The organism is Colwellia sp. F1, assembly GCF_056238625.1.
In genome coordinates this window covers 34,687-56,599 of the sequence record NZ_JBWDLI010000016.1, presented here as the reverse complement: position 1 = coordinate 56,599, position 21,913 = coordinate 34,687, and the positions used below count along the sequence as shown (strand labels likewise).

17 protein-coding genes are annotated in these 21,913 nt (G+C 38.8%); 12 read left to right on the top strand and 5 right to left on the bottom strand.

Annotated elements, in window-relative coordinates; all coding sequences use genetic code 11:
* Positions 1-3: 3 nt before the first annotated feature.
* The 3 genes from nrdB to ubiG form a co-directional block, all read right to left on the bottom strand.
* On the bottom strand, positions 4-1,134 hold the full coding sequence (gene nrdB, locus AC0UA9_RS14405) for a class Ia ribonucleoside-diphosphate reductase subunit beta (protein ID WP_475660940.1): 1,131 nt from the start codon (positions 1,132-1,134) through the stop codon (positions 4-6).
* 169 nt (positions 1,135-1,303) lie between these two features.
* Complete coding sequence (nrdA, locus tag AC0UA9_RS14400) at positions 1,304-3,574, bottom strand: class 1a ribonucleoside-diphosphate reductase subunit alpha (RefSeq protein WP_475660938.1); 2,271 nt, start codon at positions 3,572-3,574, stop codon at positions 1,304-1,306.
* A 505-nt stretch (positions 3,575-4,079) separates the two neighbouring features.
* Complete coding sequence (gene ubiG / locus AC0UA9_RS14395) at positions 4,080-4,799, bottom strand: bifunctional 2-polyprenyl-6-hydroxyphenol methylase/3-demethylubiquinol 3-O-methyltransferase UbiG (RefSeq protein ID WP_475661029.1); 720 nt, start codon at positions 4,797-4,799, stop codon at positions 4,080-4,082.
* 334 nt (positions 4,800-5,133) lie between these two features.
* Here ubiG and gyrA point away from each other — a divergent pair, with 334 nt between their 5' ends.
* From gyrA to pyrF, 9 genes are all read left to right on the top strand, one after another.
* Positions 5,134-7,851, top strand: coding sequence for a DNA topoisomerase (ATP-hydrolyzing) subunit A (gyrA, locus tag AC0UA9_RS14390; RefSeq protein ID WP_475660936.1), 2,718 nt, complete (start codon positions 5,134-5,136; stop codon positions 7,849-7,851).
* A gap of 314 nt (positions 7,852-8,165) precedes the next feature.
* Entirely contained in the window at positions 8,166-9,269 is a 1,104-nt protein-coding gene (serC, locus tag AC0UA9_RS14385) for a 3-phosphoserine/phosphohydroxythreonine transaminase (RefSeq protein ID WP_475660935.1), read from the top strand.
* A 1-nt stretch (position 9,270) separates the two neighbouring features.
* The gene (gene aroA / locus AC0UA9_RS14380) at positions 9,271-10,551 is read left to right on the top strand and encodes a 3-phosphoshikimate 1-carboxyvinyltransferase (RefSeq protein WP_475660933.1); all 1,281 of its coding nucleotides are present in this window, start codon (positions 9,271-9,273) and stop codon (positions 10,549-10,551) included.
* A gap of 81 nt (positions 10,552-10,632) precedes the next feature.
* Positions 10,633-11,313: a (d)CMP kinase gene (gene cmk, locus AC0UA9_RS14375; RefSeq protein ID WP_475660932.1), complete on the top strand. Its 681-nt coding sequence runs from the start codon at positions 10,633-10,635 to the stop codon at positions 11,311-11,313.
* A 141-nt stretch (positions 11,314-11,454) separates the two neighbouring features.
* Positions 11,455-13,116: a 30S ribosomal protein S1 gene (gene rpsA / locus AC0UA9_RS14370; RefSeq protein ID WP_475660930.1), complete on the top strand. Its 1,662-nt coding sequence runs from the start codon at positions 11,455-11,457 to the stop codon at positions 13,114-13,116.
* A 157-nt stretch (positions 13,117-13,273) separates the two neighbouring features.
* Positions 13,274-13,561 (top strand): integration host factor subunit beta, encoded by a 288-nt coding sequence (ihfB, locus tag AC0UA9_RS14365; protein ID WP_475660929.1) that lies wholly within the window; start codon positions 13,274-13,276, stop codon positions 13,559-13,561.
* A gap of 113 nt (positions 13,562-13,674) precedes the next feature.
* Complete coding sequence (locus AC0UA9_RS14360) at positions 13,675-13,920, top strand: lipopolysaccharide assembly protein LapA domain-containing protein (RefSeq protein WP_475660928.1); 246 nt, start codon at positions 13,675-13,677, stop codon at positions 13,918-13,920.
* 8 nt (positions 13,921-13,928) lie between these two features.
* On the top strand, positions 13,929-15,098 hold the full coding sequence (lapB, locus tag AC0UA9_RS14355; RefSeq protein ID WP_475660926.1) for a lipopolysaccharide assembly protein LapB: 1,170 nt from the start codon (positions 13,929-13,931) through the stop codon (positions 15,096-15,098).
* A 267-nt stretch (positions 15,099-15,365) separates the two neighbouring features.
* Positions 15,366-16,061 (top strand): orotidine-5'-phosphate decarboxylase, encoded by a 696-nt coding sequence (pyrF, locus tag AC0UA9_RS14350; protein WP_475660924.1) that lies wholly within the window; start codon positions 15,366-15,368, stop codon positions 16,059-16,061.
* Between the two features lie 128 nt (positions 16,062-16,189).
* Here pyrF and gap read toward each other — a convergent pair whose 3' ends face one another.
* Positions 16,190-17,197, bottom strand: a complete 1,008-nt coding sequence (gap, locus tag AC0UA9_RS14345) for a type I glyceraldehyde-3-phosphate dehydrogenase (protein ID WP_475660923.1) — start codon at positions 17,195-17,197, stop codon at positions 16,190-16,192.
* A 370-nt stretch (positions 17,198-17,567) separates the two neighbouring features.
* Between gap and gndA the strand changes: the two genes are divergently transcribed.
* The 3 genes from gndA to AC0UA9_RS14330 all read left to right on the top strand — a co-directional run bounded on the left by gndA (position 17,568) and on the right by AC0UA9_RS14330 (position 21,654).
* Positions 17,568-19,097: an NADP-dependent phosphogluconate dehydrogenase gene (gene gndA, locus AC0UA9_RS14340; RefSeq protein ID WP_475660922.1), complete on the top strand. Its 1,530-nt coding sequence runs from the start codon at positions 17,568-17,570 to the stop codon at positions 19,095-19,097.
* Positions 19,098-19,223: 126 nt separating this feature from the next.
* Positions 19,224-19,598 carry a peptide-methionine (R)-S-oxide reductase MsrB gene (msrB, locus tag AC0UA9_RS14335; RefSeq protein WP_475661027.1) on the top strand — a complete coding sequence of 125 codons (375 nt, stop codon included), beginning with the start codon at positions 19,224-19,226 and terminating at the stop codon, positions 19,596-19,598.
* Between the two features lie 604 nt (positions 19,599-20,202).
* Positions 20,203-21,654 (top strand): glyceraldehyde-3-phosphate dehydrogenase, encoded by a 1,452-nt coding sequence (locus AC0UA9_RS14330; protein WP_475660921.1) that lies wholly within the window; start codon positions 20,203-20,205, stop codon positions 21,652-21,654.
* Positions 21,655-21,679: 25 nt separating this feature from the next.
* On the opposite strand, the gene AC0UA9_RS14325 is transcribed toward AC0UA9_RS14330, so the two are convergent.
* The coding region (locus AC0UA9_RS14325) for a hypothetical protein (protein WP_475660918.1) at positions 21,680-21,913 on the bottom strand (234 nt) is incomplete at its 5' end.

Genomic DNA, 21,913 nt, shown 5'->3' with positions numbered 1-21,913 from the left:
AAACTATAGGTCAAAATCGTCAAAATCATCAGCTTCAATGCTTGAATCTACTTGACCAACCAAATAGCTTGAAATTTCTGTTTCTTGTGGCGCTACTTGTACATTGTCACTTACTAAATAAGAGTTCATCCATGGTAATGGGTTACTTTTTATATCAAACTGTGCTTCAAAGCCAATCGCTGTCAGGCGTTGGTTTGAAATATATTCAATATATTGATTTAGTATTTCAGCATTTAAACCTATCATTGAGCCATCTTTAAATAAGTATTTTGCCCATTCTTTCTCTTGCTCTACCACGTCTAAAAATATTTGTAAGCCAGCCTCACGCATATCCTTACTAACTTCTGCCATTTCAGGGTCATCTTTGCCTGACGCCCATAAGTTTAAAATATGCTGAGTACCCGTTAAATGGAGTGCTTCATCGCGTGCTATCAGCTTGATTATTTTAGCGTTACCTTCTAGTAATTCACGTTCAGCAAAAGCAAAAGAGCAAGCAAAACTTACATAAAAGCGAATAGCTTCAAGCGCATTGACAGAGCAAACGGCTAAATATAACCGTTCTTTAAGTTTACGTAAGTTTACCTCAATAGTTTTCCCATTAACTTCATAACTGCCTTCCCCTTGCGATTGCAGTAACTGCGTGGTTAAAATAACCTCGTCAAAGTATTTTGCAATACTCGTAGCACGTTTTAAAATGGCTGGGTTAACAATGATGTCATCAAAAACTTCACCGGGCTCGGTAAATAAATTACGTAAAATATGGGTGTAAGAGCGAGAGTGAATAGTTTCACTAAAAGCCCATGTTTCTACCCAGGTCTCAACTTCAGGTAAAGAAACCAATGGTAAAAAAACCGCATTTACTGAACGTGCCGCCATTGAGTCAAGCAGTGTTTGGTACTTTAGGTTAGAAATGAATATATGCTTTTCAGAGTCAGTTAAGCCTTGCCAATCTGCGCGATCTTTTGACACATCGACTTCTTCAGGTCGCCAAAAAAATGAAAGTTGTTTTTCTATTAGTCTTTCAAAGGCGATGTAGCGTTGCTGGTCATAGCGAGAAACATTGACACTGTTGCCTAAAAACATCGGTTCAAGTAAGGCATTGTTAGGGGTTTGATTAAAGGTGGTATACATCATTTGTTGTCTTTCCTTAATAGGTTGCCATCTCGTTAAAGCGTTTGCTTTTAAAGCAGTTTTTAACAACGGCAACAATAATGAACCCAGTCACATGACTTGGCTCATTGATTGTTTTAACTTATGCTAATAATTTACGTTAAATAGCGGACACTTTAATAAGCTGTGCCCCTTAAATTTTACAAGCACCGCCCGCGCAATCATCATCTTCAACCGATACATCATCGCTCGCACCGTCTCGAGTGTTATGGTAATACATAGTTTTAATACCCAGTTTATAAGCGGTTAAAATATCTTTGAGCACTTGTTTAATGGGAACTTTACCACCGTCAAATTTAGCTGGGTCGTAATTAGTATTGGTCGAGATGGTTTGGTCAATAAACTTTTGCATAATACCAACAAGCTCTAAATATCCTTCATTACTTGGCATATTCCACAGTAGCTCGTAGTTGTCTTTAAGCCGTTGGTATTCAGGCACTACTTGCTTGAGAACACCGTCTTTACTGGCTTTAATACTAATTAAACCACGTGGTGGCTCTATACCATTAGTGGCATTAGATATTTGAGATGAGGTTTCTGAAGGCATTAAAGCTGACACCGTTGAGTTACGCACACCATGCTCTTGAATACTTGCACGTAAAGACTCCCAGTCTAAATGCAGTGGTTCAGCGGTAATATCATCAATCACCTTTTTATAGGTGTCTATGGGTAAAATACCTTGGGCAAGTCGCGTTTCATTAAACTTAGGGCAAGCGCCTTTTTCTTTTGCTAAGTTATTACTTGCCTTTAACAAGTAATATTGAATAGCTTCAAACGTTTTATGCGTTAAATTGTTGGCACTGCCGTTTGAGTAATACAAACCATTTTTCGCTAAATAGTAAGCATAGTTAATCACACCTATCCCTAATGTTCGACGCGCTAAGCTTGCATTTCGCGCTGCTGGAATAGGGTAGTCTTGATAATCAAGCAAATTGTCAAGCGCACGTACGGCTAATTCAGCCAATTCTTCTAACTCATCAAGAGACTCAATAGCGCCTAAGTTGAAGGCTGATAATGTACACAGTGCAATTTCGCCATCTTCATCATTCACGTTCGACATTGGCTTGGTTGGTAGAGCAATCTCTAGGCACAAGTTACTTTGACGAATAGGCGCTTTACTTGGGTCGAAAGGACTGTGAGTGTTACAGTGATCAACATTTTGTAAATATATACGGCCAGTACTAGCACGCTCTTGCGCGAACAAGGTAAATAGCTCAATTGCTTTAATACGTTTTTTGCGAATTGACTCATCATTTTCATATTGCAGGTAAAGCGCTTCAAATTTGTCTTGATCTTCAAAAAATGCGTCGTAAAGGCCAGGGACATCACTTGGGCTAAACAAGGTGATATGTCCGCCTTTGATCAAGCGTTGATACATCACTTTATTAAACTGAACACCATAGTCTAAATGGCGAACACGGTTTTCTTCAACACCCCGGTTGTTTTTGAGTACCAGCAAGCTTTCTACTTCTAAATGCCATAGCGGGTAAAATAATGTCGCTGCACCGCCACGTACACCGCCTTGTGAACAGCTTTTAACTGCAGTTTGAAAATGTTTATAAAAAGGAATACAGCCGGTATGAAAAGCCTCACCGTTGCGTATAGTACTACCTAAAGCACGAATCCTTCCCGCATTAACACCAATGCCAGCGCGTTGAGACACATATTTAACAATAGCGCTAGAGGTGGCGTTAATAGAGTCTAATGAATCGTCACACTCGATTAAAACACAAGATGAAAACTGACGTGTAGGGGTTCTAACGCCGGCCATAATAGGGGTCGGAAGTGAAATTTTAAACGTTGATATCGCGTTATAAAAACCTTTGACATAACTTAAGCGTGTCTCTTTAGGGTATTTAGCAAATAAACAGGCAGCCACTAAAAGATATAAAAACTGGGCACTTTCATATATTTCACCATTAACGCGGTTTTGCACTAAATATTTACCTTCAAGCTGCTTAATTGCCGCATAACTAAAGTTAAGATCACGGCTATGATCTAAAAACAGTGACATGTGCTCAAAGTCGCTTTCATCGTAATCAACTAATATATGCTCGTCATATTTACCAGACTCAACCATATTAACAACGTGTTGATATAAAGTAGGCGGCTCAAATTGGCCATAGGCTTTTTTACGAAGGTGGAATACAGCAAGTCTAGCCGCTAGGTATTGATAATCTGGTGTATCTTCTGAAATAAGATCCGCAGCAGACTTAATTATGGTTTCATGAATATCTGCAGTTTTGATACCGTCATAAAATTGTATATGAGACTTTAACTCAACCTGAGAAACAGAAACGTTATCAAGGTTTTCTGCAGCCCAAGCAATAACACGGTGAATTTTTTCTAAATCAATGGGTTCTTTTTCGCCATTTCGCTTGGTAACAAAAAGATTATTATTCATGAAAGACCTGTGGTGTAAATTGTTATAGTTTTCTTTAGTAAATTAAACTGCGATTAATGTTTACTAAAGGGTGCTTAAATAGTTGTGCTTTTTTGCATACGCCAAAAACATGCTACAAATGACGCATGCACAACATCTAGGGGTTTGTGTAAATATAGACACAAGATAATGAGGTTTTAACGTTTTTGCAAGGGCTAAAATTTTATCATTTGGGGTTGATTTTTTACTTGATGGTACTAGGTTAGTAATGACTAACCTAGTACCATCAAAAGCTTTAGCAACTTGCTAAAATCAACCTTTATTTTAAAATAAAAAACAGCGTAAAAATATTTAAATTATTTTTAATTGATTTTTATAATTCACCCTATTAATTTGAATTGTTTAACTTTATATCATTGTAAATCAATAGTTTATTGTTTTTGGTTTATAGTTTGAACAACTTGATTGAAAAAGGGACGTTTATCTTTTTAGCAACATAAAATCCTGCTTTATACAGCATATAAGGTTAAATTTTTTGGCAACATAAAATATAGTTAACATCTAAATTAGGCGCTAGCTTGTGGTTTTCAGAAATTGGGTTGTAATGAATACCACTTGCATCAATACAATTTAAGCCAAACTCTTCAGCCCAGCCAATCAGTTGTGAAGGTTTGATGAATTTATCATGCTCATGGGTACCGTTGGGCACAATTTTGAATATTTTTTCCGCAGCTAAAATAGCCAGTAAATAAGATTTTATTGTTTTATTTAGCGTTGAAAAAAACACTAAGCCACCAGGTTTAACTAAATTTGCACAAGCATTAACTATAGAAGAGGGATCTGGCACGTGTTCTAACATTTCCATACAGGTGACCATGTCAAAACCTTCAGGGTTTTGTTGTGCTTTCTCTTCTGCAGTAATTTTTTCATAATTAATCGTTAACCCCGACTCTAGTGCGTGCAGCTTAGCAACGTTGAGTGGCTCTGTTCCCATATCGATGCCGGTCACATTAGCACCGAGCTTAGCTAAAGACTCAGACAAAATGCCACCACCACAACCAACATCAATCACATTTTTACCAAAAATATCACTTTGTTGTTCACTAATATGCTGACAGATAAATTGAACCCTTAACGGGTTAACTTGGTGTAGAGGCTTAAAGTCACCACTTAAATCCCACCATTGGCTTGCTATTTGTTCAAACTTTGCAATTTCAGCATCATTTACATTAGGCGCACTTTTCATTTCTGTCATGTTATCTGTCATGGTAATTGTCATGCTTAAGTCGAGTTGATTTTAATGCAGTGATTCTAAACGAAACCTTTCACTAAGCAAAGAGGAAACATAGTGCGAATAAGGAACAAAGCGATAGGTCAGATCAATTCTGTTGTCATTGTGTTGTTTTTTTCGTCACTTCTATAGCACATTTACAAATCAGCTAAATGGGTAAATAAAGCTGTTTGGCATCATCCAATTTTGTGCTATTATGCTGCGTTGTTTTATATATTTTTTTATGAAAAAACAATAATAAATATTATGCTTTTTTAGTTCCATTTTAAGTTAAGGGATACGTCTATTTATGTCAGATCTGGCCAAAGAAATAGTTCCGGTAAATATTGAAGATGAGTTGAAGAATTCTTATCTAGATTACGCCATGAGCGTAATTGTTGGGCGTGCGTTACCCGATGTTCGAGATGGGTTGAAACCTGTACACCGTCGCGTATTATTTGCCATGGAAGTGTTGGGAAATGATTGGAATAAAGCTTATAAAAAATCGGCCCGTGTAGTTGGTGATGTTATAGGTAAATATCACCCTCATGGTGATACCGCTGTTTATGATACGATAGTACGTATGGCGCAATCATTTTCATTACGTTATATGTTGGTTGATGGGCAAGGGAACTTCGGCTCTGTTGATGGTGATAGCGCGGCAGCAATGCGTTATACCGAAATTAGAATGGCTAAAATTGCTCATTCAATCTTGGCTGATTTAGACAAAGAAACGGTTGATTATGTACCTAACTACGACGGTACTGAACATATTCCAGCGGTAATGCCAACGCGCATTCCTAATTTACTCATCAATGGTGGTTCAGGTATTGCTGTAGGTATGGCAACCAATATACCACCGCACAATTTAACTGAAGTGATTAACGGCTGCTTAGCCTTAATTGAAAACAGTGACATTAGTATTGAAGAACTACTCACACACATACCAGGCCCTGATTTCCCCACTGCCGCTATTATAAGTGGTAGAGCCGGCATTGAAGAAGCCTACCGCACTGGTCGTGGTAAAATAAAAATACGTGCACGTGCAGAAATAGAAGTGCACGAAACGTCTGGTAGGGAAACAATCATTGTTCATGAATTACCTTATCAAGTAAACAAAGCGCGTCTAATTGAAAAAATGGCCGAGCTGGTGAAAGAAAAACGTTTAGAAGGTATTTCAGCATTACGTGATGAGTCTGATAAAGACGGTATGCGTGTAGTTATTGAAATTAAACGTGGTGATGTTGGTGAAGTCGTTTTAAATAACCTCTATAAATTAACACAAATGCAAGTGTCTTTTGGTTTTAATATGGTGGCATTAGGTAATGGCCAACCGAAAATATTTAACCTGAAAGAAATGCTTGAAGAGTTTGTGCTGCACCGTCGTGAAGTGGTTACGCGCCGTACTATTTTTGAGCTGAGAAAAGCCCGAGACAGAGCGCACATATTAGAAGGTTTATCTATTGCTCTTGCTAATATAGAGCCTATTATTGAGTTAGTGAAAAATTCACCGTCAAGAAAAGAAGCGGAAGAACAACTCGTCGCTCAAGGCTGGGAATTAGGCAATGTTAGTGCCATGCTAGAACGAGCTGGCACACATGCTGCCCGCCCTGAATGGTTAGAGCCACAATTTGGTATTCGTGAAGACAAATATTACTTAACACCTGTTCAAGCGAAAGCCATTGTAGAGCTACAACTTTATAAGTTAAGCGGTTTAGAGCACGAAAAAATACTAAATGAGTACAAAGATTTATTAGATCTTATTGCAGAGTTAATGCATATCTTAGAAAGCCCTGAGCGGTTAATGGAAGTTATCTGTGAAGAGTTAGTGGCTATTAGGGATGAATTTGGGGATGCACGCCGTACTGAAATCACCAATGCGTCACATGATTTGTCATTAGAAGACTTAATAACAGAAGAAGACGTAGTGGTAACCCTTTCCCATGAAGGTTATGTTAAGTATCAAGTATTAAGTGATTATGAAGCGCAACGTCGTGGTGGTAAAGGTAAAGCCGCAACTAAAATGAAAGAAGAAGACTTCATTGAGCGCTTATTAATAGCAAATACCCATGACACCATTTTATGTTTCTCTGACAGAGGCAAGTTATATTGGCTGAAGGTTTATCAGCTACCATTAGCAAGCCGCACTGCCCGCGGTCGTCCTATAGTAAACATTTTACCATTAGAAAACGGTGAACGTATTACCGCAATTCTACCGGTACGTGAATACGAAGAAGACAAATATATTATTATGGCAACAGCTTCAGGTACTGTGAAGAAAACAGCGTTAACCGCTTATAAGAACCAAAGAGCTAACGGTATTATTGCTTTAAACCTACGTGACGACGACACCTTGATTGGGGTCGATATTACTGATGGTAACAACGATATCATGTTATTCTCAGACGCTGGGAAAGTCGTGCGTTTCAATGAAAAAGTACGCGATAGTGAAACCGGTGAAGTCAAGCTTGATCCTGAAACAGGTGAACAGCGTTGGGCACTAAAACCGATAGGTAGAACAGGTACAGGTGTGCGTGGTATTCGGTTAGATGAGGGACAAAAAGTTGTCTCGTTAATTGTACCTAAGAATGACGGACCTATTTTAACCATTACTGAAAATGGTTTTGGTAAGCGCACTGACCTTCATGAATACCCAGCGAAAAGTAGAGCCACTAAAGGTGTTGTTTCTATTAAAGTCAGTGAGAGAAACGGTAAAGTTGTTGGCGCTGTACAAGTAGATGAACTTGATGAAATTATGGTTATAACTGATAATGGCACCTTAGTTCGTACACGCGTTAATGAAGTGAGCGTTATTGGTCGTAATACCCAAGGTGTTCGTGTGATTCGTACAGTGGAAGGCGAACATGTTGTTGCCTTACAACGTATTGATGAAATTGAAGAATTAGACATAGCCCTTGATACAGGCGCTGAAAATATCCCTAATGATGAAACGAATACGACTCATGACAGTCCAGAGTCAAGTTCTGATTCGTTAAGCGATGACAGTACACCCAGTGATGAGCAATAGTTAACGTCTCACACATAAAAAAGGCGGCTAATAACCGCCTTTTTTATGTTCAGGATGAACGGTATATCGCGGTGCTATGTCGGTGCAAGGATGTAGCTTATTAGGTCAATGCAGGATGTACATTGTCCTGATGGCAAGGAGCGTGTATGTTCAGGATGAACGGTATATCGCGGTGCTATGTCGGTACAGGGATGTTACTTATTTGGACAATGCAGGATGCACATTGTCTTGGTGGCACTCTTCTAGTGACACAAAACAACAGGCGGAGCTTAATTTCTTAGGCCGAGCAATAACCCTTACTGAGTTAGAGAAAAATGTCAGAAATTTTTAATTTTTGTGCAGGTCCTGCAATGTTGCCAAAACCTGTCATGGAAAAAGCACAAAAAGAGTTTATTAACTGGAACAATACCGGCAGATCGGTAATGGAGTTAAGCCACCGCAGTGAAGTTTATATGGCTATGGCAGCGCAAGCAGAAGCTGATTTGCGTGAACTAATGGCCATTCCAAACAATTACCACGTGTTATTTTGTCATGGCGGTGGCCGGGGGCAATTTTCAGCAGTCCCCCTAAATTTATTACCACAAGGTCAGTCAGCAGACTACATTGTGAATGGCTCATGGTCTGCTTCAGCGGTTGTAGAGGCAGAAAAATTTGGCACTATTAACGTTATTAATGTGCGTAAAGAACATAGTAATGGCGCGATTAGCCTTATTCCTAGTGAAAAGTGGCCCTTGCATAAAAATGCGGCTTACGTCCATTATTGTCCTAATGAAACTGTTGACGGCATTGAAATTAATGATATCCCAGAAACTAATGGTGTGCCTTTGGTCGCGGATATGTCATCAACCATTTTATCTCATGAAATAGATGTCACTAAATTTGGTGTGATCTATGCCGGCGCACAGAAGAATATTGGTCCAGCAGGTTTAACCATTGTTATCATACGTGACGATTTATTACTTGATGGCACACAAAGTAGAGCACAAAAAGCAACGCCTTGCATTATGAACTACCAAACGGCTGCCAATCATGACTCTATGTACAACACGCCACCCACCTATGCTTGGTATTTAGCTGGGTTAGTCTTTCAATGGCTTAAAGCCATTGGTGGTGTAAAAGCTATTGCTAAAGTAAACCAAGCCAAAGCGGCGTTATTATATCAAGCAATTGATACCAGCAATTTTTATATCAATAATATTGAGCCTGAGTATCGCAGTAAAATGAATGTTCCTTTTTGGCTAAAAGATGAAAGTTTAAATGAAACCTTTTTATCACAAGCAGAAGCGCAAGGTTTAATGGCTTTAAAAGGCCATAGAAATGTGGGCGGCATGCGTGCCAGTATTTATAACGCAATGCCTATTGAAGGTGTACAAGCGTTAGTTGATTTTATGAAAGAATTTGAAACGAGGACTAAGTAGTATGGAGCAGTTAACATTAAATCCCATAGGTAAAATTAGTGGTGAGGTATTTTTGCCAGGCTCAAAAAGCTTGTCTAATCGTGCTTTATTAATTGCAGCGTTAGCGAAAGGTGTCACTAAAATCACCAACTTACTGGTGAGTGATGATATAAAACACATGCTAAATGCATTAAAAATTCTTAAGGTTGATTATACCTTAAGTGATTGTGGTACAGAATGTACTGTGGTTGGCAATAATGGTTTCTTCGATGTCAGTGAACCCGTAGAGCTATTTCTTGGTAATGCGGGTACGGCAATGCGTCCACTTTGTGCAGCACTTGCCGCAAGTAAAGGCGAATTTACCTTAACCGGTGAGCCCAGAATGAAAGAAAGGCCTATTGGCCATTTAGTTAACGCGTTAACTCAACTTAACGGTGACCTTGACTACTTAGAAAATAAAGATTATCCCCCATTAAAAATAACTGGCAAAGCATTATCAGCAAGTACTATCAGCATAGATGGGTCTATTTCTAGTCAGTTTTTAACCGCAATTTTAATGGTAGCGCCCTTATTAAAAACAGACACTACCATAGCTATTGAAGGTGAGTTAGTGTCTAAACCCTACATTGATATAACACTAAATATCATGAGCAGGTTTGGTGTTGAAGTCATCAATAATAACTATCAGTCTTTCACGGTTAAAGGTAATCAGGCTTACCAAGCTGTAGCAAGATATATGGTAGAAGGCGATGCGTCATCAGCTTCATACTTTTTGGCCGCTGGTGCTATCAAAGGTGGAGAAATAACAGTACATGGCGTTGGTAAACTCAGTGTGCAAGGAGATAAACACTTTGCCGATGTGCTTGAAAAAATGGGAGCAGAAGTTAACTGGCATGACGAGTCTATCACAGTGGTAGGTAAGCCACTGGTAGCAGTCGATATGGATATGAATCATATTCCTGATGCGGCAATGACCATTGCAACAACAGCACTTTTCGCTAAAGGCACAACCACAATTAGAAATATTTATAACTGGCGTGTTAAAGAGACAGATCGCTTATTTGCCATGGCAACCGAGCTGCGTAAAGTGGGGGCAGAAGTAGTAGAGGGGGAAGATTACATTTCAATTACCCCACCAAAATCATTACAGCATGCGCAAATTGATACCTACGACGATCACCGTATAGCCATGTGCTTTTCGTTGGTAGCGTTAGGTGATACAGCGGTCACGATTAATGATCCTAAATGTACAGCAAAAACTTTCCCTGACTACTTTGATAAGTTAGCGCAGGTGTCTTGTTAAGTAATAAGAAATTTCTTTTGACGATTTTTCATTATAAATCCAGTATAATGCTGCCGATTTTTGAGATTAGGAGAGATATTTATGCAGGAAAGCGTTCCGGTAATCACAATAGATGGCCCAAGCGGCGCAGGTAAAGGAACCGTGGCTAGAACAGTTGCAGAGCAGCTAGGTTGGCACCTACTTGACAGTGGGGCTATCTATCGAGTACTCGCTGTAGCAACACTACATCGCCACGTTAGCCCTGATGATGAAGAGCCCCTGATCCCTATGGCAGCGCATCTTGATGTACAGTTTGAAATAAGCAGTCAAGGTGAGAGTAAAATTATTCTTGAAGGTGAAAATGTTACTGACAGCATTCGAACTGAAGAGGTTGGTGCGCTAGCGTCTAAAGTTGCCGCTTACCCGCGTGTCCGCGAAGCTTTATTGCGCAGACAGCGAGCCTTTAGTGTCGCGCCTGGGTTAGTTGCTGACGGCCGAGATATGGGCACAGTGGTTTTTTCAAATGCCCCAGTAAAAATATTTTTAACGGCCAGTGCAGAAGAAAGAGCAGCACGGCGATTTAATCAGTTGAAAGAGAAGGGCATTGATGTTAAAATCGGGCGCCTTTTGGACGACATACGTCAACGAGATGAACGAGACAGTAACCGAAAAGTTGCTCCTCTTATTCCAGCAGAAGGAGCGTTAATTATTGACTCTACTGACCTTTCTATACAAGAAGTGGTTAATAAAGTACTTTCATTTGCGAATGGAAAATTAACATAAGCCCTTATTCTTATTAGGTTGATAAACCAAAATAAAAATAAATTTAACTAAAGCTTACGTCATGGATGTACCGAGGCTAATTTAATAACCCCATGAAACAGAGACGTTGACTGGATTAATAACTGAGTTAATAAACAAGTTATGATGGAAAATTTTGCGCAACTTTTTGAAGAAAGTTTAAAAGAAATCGAAACTCGCCCGGGTTCAATTATTCGTGGCACAATCGTTAAAGTAACCAAAGACAACGTAATTGTTGACGCTGGTCTTAAATCTGAGAGTGTAATCTCAATCGACCAATTCAAAAACGCTGCAGGCGAAGTTGAAGCGGTTGTTGGTGATGAAGTCGATGTATCGCTAAAAGCTACAGATGATGGTTTCGGTGAAACTATACTTTCACGTGATGACGCTAAACGTCATGAGGCGTGGCAAGTGCTTGAAAAAGCATACGAAGAAAAAGAAACGATTATCGGTGTTATTAACGGTAAAGTTAAAGGTGGTTTCACGGTTGAAGTTAGCAACATTCGTGCTTTCTTACCGGGCTCATTAGTTGATGTACGTCCAGTACGTGACACAGCTCACCTTGAAGGTAAAGATTTAGAATTCAAAGTAATCAAGCTTGATCAAAAACGTAATAACGTTGTTGTTTCACGTCGTGCAGTTATTGAAGCTGAAGGCAGTGCAGAGCGTGATGAATTACTTGAATCATTAGCAGAAGGCCAAGAAGTTAAAGGTATCGTTAAGAACCTTACAGACTACGGTGCATTCGTAGATCTTGGCGGTATTGACGGTTTATTACATATCACAGATATGGCTTGGAAACGCGTTAAGCACCCAAGTGAAATAGTCAATGTTGGTGATGAAATTCAAGTTAAAGTATTGAAATTTGACCGCGAACGTACACGTGTATCACTAGGTATGAAGCAGTTAGGTGAAGATCCATGGGTAGCCATTGCTAACCGTTACCCAGAAGGTTCTAAACTTTCTGGTCGTGTAACTAACTTAACTGACTACGGTTGTTTCGTTGAAATCCAAGAAGGTGTTGAAGGTTTAGTACACGTTTCTGAAATGGATTGGACTAACAAAAACATTCATCCATCTAAAGTAGTTAACTTAGGTGACACAGTTGAAGTATTAGTACTTGAAATTGACGAAGAACGTCGTCGTATTTCTTTAGGTCTTAAACAGTGTATTGCTAACCCTTGGGAAGAGTTTGCTAAAAACTTCAACAAGGGCGATAAAGTATCAGGTAAGATCAAGTCAATTACTGACTTCGGTATCTTCATTGGTCTTGACGGCGGCATAGACGGTTTAGTTCACTTGTCTGATATTTCATGGGCTGGCGGTGAAGAAGCTGTTCGTGATTACAAGAAAGGCGATGAAATCACTGCTATCGTATTGCAAGTTGACCCTGAGCGTGAGCGTATCTCTTTAGGTGTTAAACAAGCTGAAGACGACCCATTCAATATGTACCTTGCTGACAAGAAGAAAGGTGCTATTGTTACAGGTAAAGTAACAGAAGTTGATGCTAAAGGCGCTACTGTTGAATTAGCGGAAAGTGTTGAAGGTTACTTACGTGTTGGTGATATCTCTGTAGATCGTGTTGAAGATGCTTCTACAGTACTTAAAGCCGGTGATGACGTTGAAGCTAAGTTTATGGGTGTGGATCGTAAGAACCGTACTATTAGCTTATCTATCAAAGCAAAAGACCAAGCAGAAGAGCGTGATGCGATTGAAAACTTAAACCAAGTTGAAGAAACAGGTTTAAGTGCGATGGCAGCAGCGTTTAAAAATGCTAAAAACTAATATCTTGTAACAAGATACTAATTTTATTTTTTGCACTTTTTCTGGTTTTACTTTAATAATAAAGTAAACTATAAAGAGATTAGGGGAGAAGTGTTTACCCACACTTCTCTTAAATTAACTTCATTAGCGCGATGCTAGATGAATACTGGAGGGTCACATGACCAAATCAGAACTCATTGAAAAACTAGCTGATAAATTAAGTCATTTATCAGCCAGAGATGTAGAACAATCGATTAAAGAAATCTTAGAATTAATGGCACAATCTTTATCTAAAGGTGAGCGCATTGAAATTAGAGGATTTGGTAGTTTCTCATTACATTATCGCGCTCCTAGAGTTGGTAGAAACCCTAAAACCGGTGAGTCAGTTCAGTTAAGTGGTAAATATGTACCGCACTTTAAACCAGGCAAAGAGTTGCGAGAAAGAGTTAATCTTTCAGCAGCTTAATTACGCTCTTATGGTAAGCTCATTGCAAAAGCAAGAAAAACATTAGATAATAAACGGTATACATTAGTATACCGTTTTTTTTTACTTAAAAAGCCTAAGCGAGAGTGCTCAACGTGCGAATTTATTTTACTTTATTATTAGTGTTAATGTTACTCGCTATTGCTTTTATCTTTGGCAGCCAAAATGAACAAATAATCTCACTAAATTATCTTATTGCACGGGTAGAGCTTTCTATTGCTGCCGCAGTTAGTCTATTTACTGCTATTGGTTTTTTACTTGGCTTATTAAGTACAATAATATGGCGATTGATCCGCAAAGGAAAAAAATCGTTAGCTAAAAACCGCTCAACTGAAATATAAGTAATCAAATGATAGAGCTACTTTTTTTATTACTCCCAGTAGCTATGGCTTATGGCTGGTTTATGGGCCGAAATAGCATTAAACAAAAAGATCAAACCATTAAACAAGACTTGTCGATTAAGTATTCAACGGGCTTAAACTTCTTATTGTCTAATCAAAAAGACAAAGCAATAGAATCATTGCTTGACGCCTTAAAAGTGGAAGATGACAGTGTTGAAGCACACTTCGCTATGGCCAATCTTTTTCGCAAGCGTGGCGAGCTTGACAGGGCTTTAAAAGTACATGAACATTTAGTTCGCCATGGCAACCTACCGACTAAAGACAAACAGCAAGCCGTTTTTGAACTAGGAAAGGATTTTTTAAGTGCCGGTTTGTATGACCGTGCTGAAAAAATGTTTAGTAAACTGTTAAAGTCTGATGACTATGGCCTCAAATCCTTAACTTATTTATTGCAAATTTTTCAATCAACTAAAGATTGGCAACAAGGCATAGCCCATAAAAAATTAGTGATTAAATTCAATGATAAACGTTTGTTGCAAACGCTCGCCAATTTTTACTGTGAGCAGGCTACCACCGCATTTGAACAAGATAAATTTATTGAAGTGATCGAGCTACTTGAACAAGCCTTACAAGTTGATCCTAACTCATGTCGTGCTAATTGGTTAATGGCTAAAATTTATGAGCACCATAAACAATGTGAATTGGCCTGCCAATGTTATCAAGATATTTACCAGCAAGATCAAGAGTTTTTCCCCGATGTTATCGACCAGATGCACCAATGTTACTTAGCACTTAACGCAAGTGACGACTTTTTTAAGTTTATTAAAAAAGTTTATGATGAAACAGCTAGCTCTAGCGCGTTAATTGCTTATTTAGGTTATGTGGAAAGCAAACATGGTAGAAAAAAAGCAAAAGAATTTATGTTGTCAGCACTTAAGCGTAGGCCAACTATTAGGGGCTTTAAACACCTAGTAAAAATGGAAATGAGTCAAAGTGATGAAGTAGACAATAAAGCCAGTTTAGATTTGATCAAAGACTTAATTAGTGAGTATTTGAAGGTTAAGCACAGGTATAGCTGCCGTAATTGTGGCTTTAATAGTTCCACCCATTATTGGTCTTGTCCATCTTGTCATGAGTGGGAACAATTGAAACCGTTTATTGGCCTAGAAGGCGAATAAATAATAGCTTCTTTGCTAATGTCATCAATATTTTTGTCAGCCGTACTCACTGACTAAAGTCAGCTCCGTGCGCTTTCCTCAATCTTGAAGAAACTAGCGTTGAATCTAACATTTATTAAATCGCGCTCAGGTTAGTTATTATAAGTATTAAACACCACGTCCTTCCAATTGTGCTTCAGGTGGAATGTACAGTGATTAAATAATTTATCTGTAGGTTATTGTAAGAGCGACTTTAGTCGCGAAAAAGAATTAAGAATAGGAAACCCTATGTTAGATCCAAAAGTTGTTGTTGCCCTAGATTTTGATAAAAAAAATGATGCTTTATCTTTTGTAGATAGAATATCTCCAACAGATTGTAAGCTAAAAGTGGGTAAAGAAATGTTCACTTACTTCGGTCCTGAGTTTGTAAAAACTTTAACAGGGAAGGGCTTTGACGTTTTTCTTGATCTTAAATTTCACGACATCCCTAACACGGTTGCTAAGGCTGTTACGGCTGCAGCCGACTTAGGTGTTTGGATGGTGAACGTTCACGCCAGTGGCGGTAGCCAAATGATGGCTAAAGCAAAACAAGCCTTAGCAGTGTATGGTAATGATGCACCATTGCTTATTGCCGTTACAGTGCTTACTAGTATGAGTGAAAACGACTTACGTGGCTTAGGCATTAATAAAACACCAGCAGAGCAAGTAAATTTTTTAGCTAAGTTAACCAAAGAAAGTGGTTTAGATGGTGTTGTTTGCTCTGCAATGGAAGCAGAGCAACTAAAGCTGTCTTTGGGCAAAGAGTTTAAGTTAATTACACCTGGAATTAGACCCGTAGGCGCAGCTAAGGACGATCAACAACGTATTATGACCCCAGAGCAAGCAATAAAAGTAGGCGTTGACTACTTGGTGATTGGACGACCAATTACGCAGGCGATTAACCCGCAACGAGTGCTTGAGCAAATTAATGCATCAATAAACTAACATAAGTTTGTGCTTATTTTGTGTTTTGATACTAAACAAAAAAGTGGGTAATAGTGGGTAATAAAAAAGGCTAGATAAAATATCTAGCCTTTTTTAATTGTTAGGTTTATAACAACTAACTTAACAAGTTATTTTTTATAGTTGTAAATATAACTGACTAAATCTAATACCTTATTTGAATAACCAATTTCATTGTCGTACCAAGAGACTACTTTCACAAAAGTATCTGTTAATGCTATACCTGCTTTAGCATCAAAAACCGAGGTGCATGTTTCACCAATGAAATCGTTTGATACAACCGCATCTTCGGTATAATCTAGCACGCCTTTAAGTTCGCCTTCAGTTGCAGCAGCTTTCATCGCTTGACAAATTTCAGCATAAGTTGCTGGTTTTTCAAGGTTCACAGTTAAGTCAACTACCGAAACGTCTGGAGTCGGTACGCGAAAAGCCATACCTGTTAATTTACCGTTTAATGCAGGAATCACTTTGCCTACTGCTTTTGCCGCGCCAGTTGATGATGGAATAATATTTTGTCCAGCACCACGACCACCACGCCAATCTTTCGCAGAAGGGCTATCTACTGCTTTTTGTGTTGCCGTTGTAGCATGAACTGTGGTCATTAAACCGTCTTTTATGCCCCAGTTATCATTCAACACTTTAGCAAGCGGAGCCAAACAGTTAGTCGTACATGAAGCGTTAGATACAATATCTTGGCCAGCATATTCATTTAAGTTAACACCACAAACAAACATAGGGGTGTCATCTTTAGAAGGGGCCGAAAGCACTACCTGTTTAGCACCAGCTTCAATATGTTTACGCGCGGCTTCATCTGTTAAGAATAAACCTGTTGATTCGACTACAACATCAACATCTATTTCATTCCATTTTAAATCTGCAGGGTTACGCTCTGCTGTAACACGCACAACCTTATCGTTAACGATAAGTTGTCCATCTACTACCTCAACTGTGCCATTAAAGCGGCCATGTGTTGAGTCGTACTTCAGCATATATGCCATATAGTCAATATCAATTAAATCATTAATACCAACAATTTCTACATCATCTCTTGCTACTGCGGCGCGAAATACAAAACGACCAATGCGGCCAAACCCGTTAATACCAACTTTAATTTTCATGGAATTCTCCTAAAACACAATATGTAGTAAAATTACACCATTCCTGAGAAAATTCAAGTTAAAGTTGACTTATTATTAAGAAAAGTCGCAATTAACTGACTTATTTGATGTGTTTAAACAAATAAAAGCTATTTTTTATCTAAATCTATAGAATTTGTGGTTTTATTCACTATTATTATGATTTAGCGCTAGCTGCATGCTAGAATGCAAAAAATTTCAGTGTGCTCTTTATCGTTTTCGACATTGTTACAGAACCTACATTCGAAAGTAGATAAATGGCGCGTCAAGCTCGCTTAACGCTTTTGATAAGTGTAGTTTGCGACTACAAAAGCAGCACTTTGTGTTGTAAATCTATTGAGGAATTAATTTTATGGCACAAGGTAAGTTTTTGTGTGACATTGGTTTTATTGGGTTAGGTGTAATGGGGAAAAACCTTGTACTTAACCTTGCTGATAACGGCTTTAATACCGCAGTTTTTGATTTGTCTGCTGAAAAAATTGAAGATGTTATTGAACAAGACAAAGTAGAAAATACCACGGGTACGGCACGTGTTTATGGTTGTTCATCTTACACTGAATTATTATCACAATTAAAGTCGCCCCACCTTATTGTTTTAAGTGTTCCTGCTGGTTCACCTGTTGACCAAGTTTGTGAAAGCTTAATTGGTGCCGGCATTCAACCGGATGATATTATTATTGATACGGGAAACAGCTTATGGGTTGATACTGTTGCGCGTGAGCAAAAATATAAGAATAACTTTCTGCTATTTTCATCTGCAGTTTCCGGTGGGGAAGTAGGTGCGCGTTTTGGCCCTTCACTAATGCCAAGCGGATCTCCTTATGCATGGACCCGCGTTAAACCTATTTGGGAAGCTATTGCGGCGAAAGTTGATTCTAAAACAGGCAAACCCATTGAGCGGACAAAGCCTGGAGAAGTAGTGACAGAAGGCGAACCTTGTGCAGCTTATATTGGGCCAGCAGGTGCTGGACATTATGTTAAAATGGTCCATAACGGCATTGAATATGCCGACATGCAAATTATCTGTGAAGCTTACCATATCCTTGAGTCAGGTCTTGGTTTATCTGCTGATGAAATAGCCGATATTTTTGAGCAGTGGAGTAATGGTTTACTTGACAGTTACTTAATGGAAATTAGTGTTGAAGTATTACGACATAAATGTACTGAAACTGGTACAACACTAATTGACCTTATTCTAGATAAAGCAGGACAAAAAGGTACTGGTTTGTGGACAGCAATGAGCAGTTTAGAAGTCGGCTGCCCAGCACCAACGATAGCGCAAGCAGTTTACGCCCGTTCTATTTCTTCTTTTAAAGATTTAAGAGTTAAGGCGTCGGCTACGTTAAGTGGGCCTGAAAAATGCAATTTAGCAAGCCATGAAAAAGAGGACTATATCGCCCAACTTCATGATGCAATTTATTGTGCTAAAATGTGTGCTTATGCGCAAGGGTTTCAATTAATGAAGCTGGCAGCAAAAGAGCATGGCTGGGCACTTAACTTTGCGAGTATTGCTAAAATTTGGCGTGCAGGCTGTATTATTAGAGCAACCTTTTTGCAATCAATTACCCAAGCTTATGAGCGTTATGACGATTTAGATAATTTATTATTAGACAAGTTTTTTGCTGAACAGCTCAGTGAACGTCAGTTAAATTGGCGTAAAGCGGTTTGCGGTGCCACTATGTTTGGTATTCCTAACGGTGCACTTTCTTCTGCTTTATCTTATTATGACTCCATGCGTAGCGAAACGTTACCAGCTAATTTACTGCAAGGCCAACGCGACTTTTTTGGTGCGCATACGTTTGAACGTGCTGATAAGGCAGACGGTAAAAAATATCATGTTGAATGGTCTACGGCTGAACGTAAAATGGTTACCGTAGATTAAGTTACCCATGCTAGATAACGCAGGCTATACACTTGGTGTTAAAGCGTTATCCTTTTTGGTATTATAACTTTTTACAATATACGCTTTGGCATTACCTTTTTTGAAGTAATACGTGTAGGAGTCATACTGGTGACAGATCATTATAAAGACAAACTTAGTGAAGAAGCTTATAAAGTTTGCCGCTTAGCAGCAACAGAGCAGCCTTTTTCAGGTGTTTATAATGATCATTGGTTATCCGGTATTTACCACTGTGTCTGCTGTGACAAGCCTTTATTTGATAGCAAAAGTAAGTTTAATGCAGGTTGTGGTTGGCCTAGCTTTTTTACAGCAATTGAAGGTAATGTGGCCTATTTTACAGATACAAGTCATCATATGATTCGTACCGAAATTCAATGTAAGCACTGTCAATCACACTTGGGTCATGTATTTGACGATGGACCAAAACCCACAGGAAAACGTTACTGTGTTAACTCACTTAGCTTAACTTTTAAACATAGCTAACAGCGCTTTTCCTCTTATCCATCCCAGACGCGCTTTTATTTTGTCTTCTTCCTTGCCTTTCATTTTTCCTCAATTTGTGTGCTTGTTACCCTACACAATATAAAGCTGATTTTGGTTAACTTTAGCTCAGCTTAAGATACTTTTACTTACTTGAAATAATGTAAATTACTTTTTTACGGTACGCTAACTTGATAGATTTTTCTTAACTCAAGGCTAATCTTGCGTTAATAGTATGTTCTTGCAAGTAATCTCATGATGAAGTCATGAAAAATAGCGGCTAAAGAAACATTTATTAAACTAAGTTTAGGTAGGGCTCTATAGAAATAGTATTGCAGCGTTGTATAAGGTTTTAGGTGATAAAAAATTATTTTTTGAAACTTTATAGAGCTCTATATTAGTCTTCTTCGTGTTATCAGTTATTTACACGCGATAAATAATATTAAATTTTATAATTACACCAAGTGAAAACCATAGAGAAAGTTTTCATATTCAATTACAATATACGAAAAATACACCACCTTAGTCTAGTTTTCCTCTCGGGCGAACTAGATTATGATGATTACAGTAACTTTCATTCAATTAATTGAAATATAAGGCTTAACTAATGATGTCTCATCTTGAGGAAGAATATCAAATAAGTTGGCAACAACGCCAAACTTTCGCAGAAAATATGCAACCGATAATTGGTCAGTTATTTAGAAATAAAGGCATTGAAATATCGGTTTATGGCCGCCCTTTAGTAAATGCGTCGCCAATTGATATTATTAAAGCACACAAATCTGTAGCCTTGCATGAAGAGAGTAAGCTTCGCTTACGTGAAAGCTTTCCGTTTGTTGAGGCCTTAAGCAAAATGTCATTAGCACCAGCGCGTATTGATATTGGCAAATTAGCCTACCGTTATCTGTTCCATGGTGAGTCTAATAGCTTGTCAATAGAGCAGTACTTAGAAAAAGAATTAACGGCGGTGGGCGCTTTAAGTGAAGAAACCTCACGACAAGATGTTGTTTTGTATGGCTTTGGCCGTATCGGACGCCTATTGGCGCGTTTGTTAATTGAGCAAACAGGCCCTAGTGCTAAACTGAACTTACGTGCGATTGTTTTACGCCCAAGTAAAGGCTGTGATGACCTAGAAAAACGTGCGAGCTTATTACGTCGCGACTCAGTACACGGTGCATTCAATGGTAGCATTACCATTGATAAAGAAAACCATGTTATTAAAGCTAATGGTGCTTTTATAAAGGTGATTTACGCAAACTCGCCGTCTGAAATAGACTACACAGAGCATGAAATCAATAACGCCCTCGTGGTTGATAATACCGGTATTTGGACTGATAAAGAAGGTTTAGGGTTACATTTACAGTCAAAAGGGGTGGCAAAGGTATTATTAACAGCGCCAGCGAAAGGTGATATTAAAAATATTGTTTATGGGGTTAACCAAAACATGATTTTAGCGGAAGATAAAATTGTGTCGGCGGCAAGCTGTACAACTAATGCGATAACACCTGTACTAAAAGCATTAAATGATGAATTTGGTATTCGTAATGGTCATGTTGAAACGATTCATTCTTATACTAATGATCAAAACTTAATTGATAATTACCACAAAGCGCCACGTCGTGGTCGCAGTGCACCACTTAATATGGTTATTAGTACTACGGGCGCGGCACAAGCGGTTGCTAAAGCATTGCCTGAGTTAAAAGGCTTATTAACCGGTAACGCTATTCGCGTACCCACGCCTAATGTATCGATGGCGATTATGAACTTAAATTTAAAAAAAGCCACAGATAAAGACAGTTTAAATAACTATTTACGCAAAATGTCATTAGAGTCAGAGCTACAAAATCAAATTGACTATACGGCCTCAAATGAAATTGTTTCAACTGACTTGGTTGGCTCACGTTATGCGGGGGTAGTAGACTCGCAAGCAACGATTGTTGACGGTGACAGGGCAGTGTTGTACGTATGGTATGATAATGAATTTGGTTATAGCTGTCAGGTTGTCCGTGTGATGCTAGAAATGGCAGGGATAACCATACCAACTTTACCAGAAAAATAATTCACTGGTATTGGTACCCATACTATTAGTTTGCTGTGTCAGCAAAACCTTTAAGCGCCTGCACTAAATTGCAGGCGTTTTTATGTTCAGGATGAACGGTATATCGCGGTGCCAAGGATGGCAAGGAGCGTGTATGTTCAGGATGAACGGTATATCGCGGTGCCAAGGATGGCAAGGAGCGTGTATGTTCAGGATGAACGGTATATCGCGGTGCCAAGGATGGCAAGGAGCGTGTATGTTCAGGATGAACGGTATATCG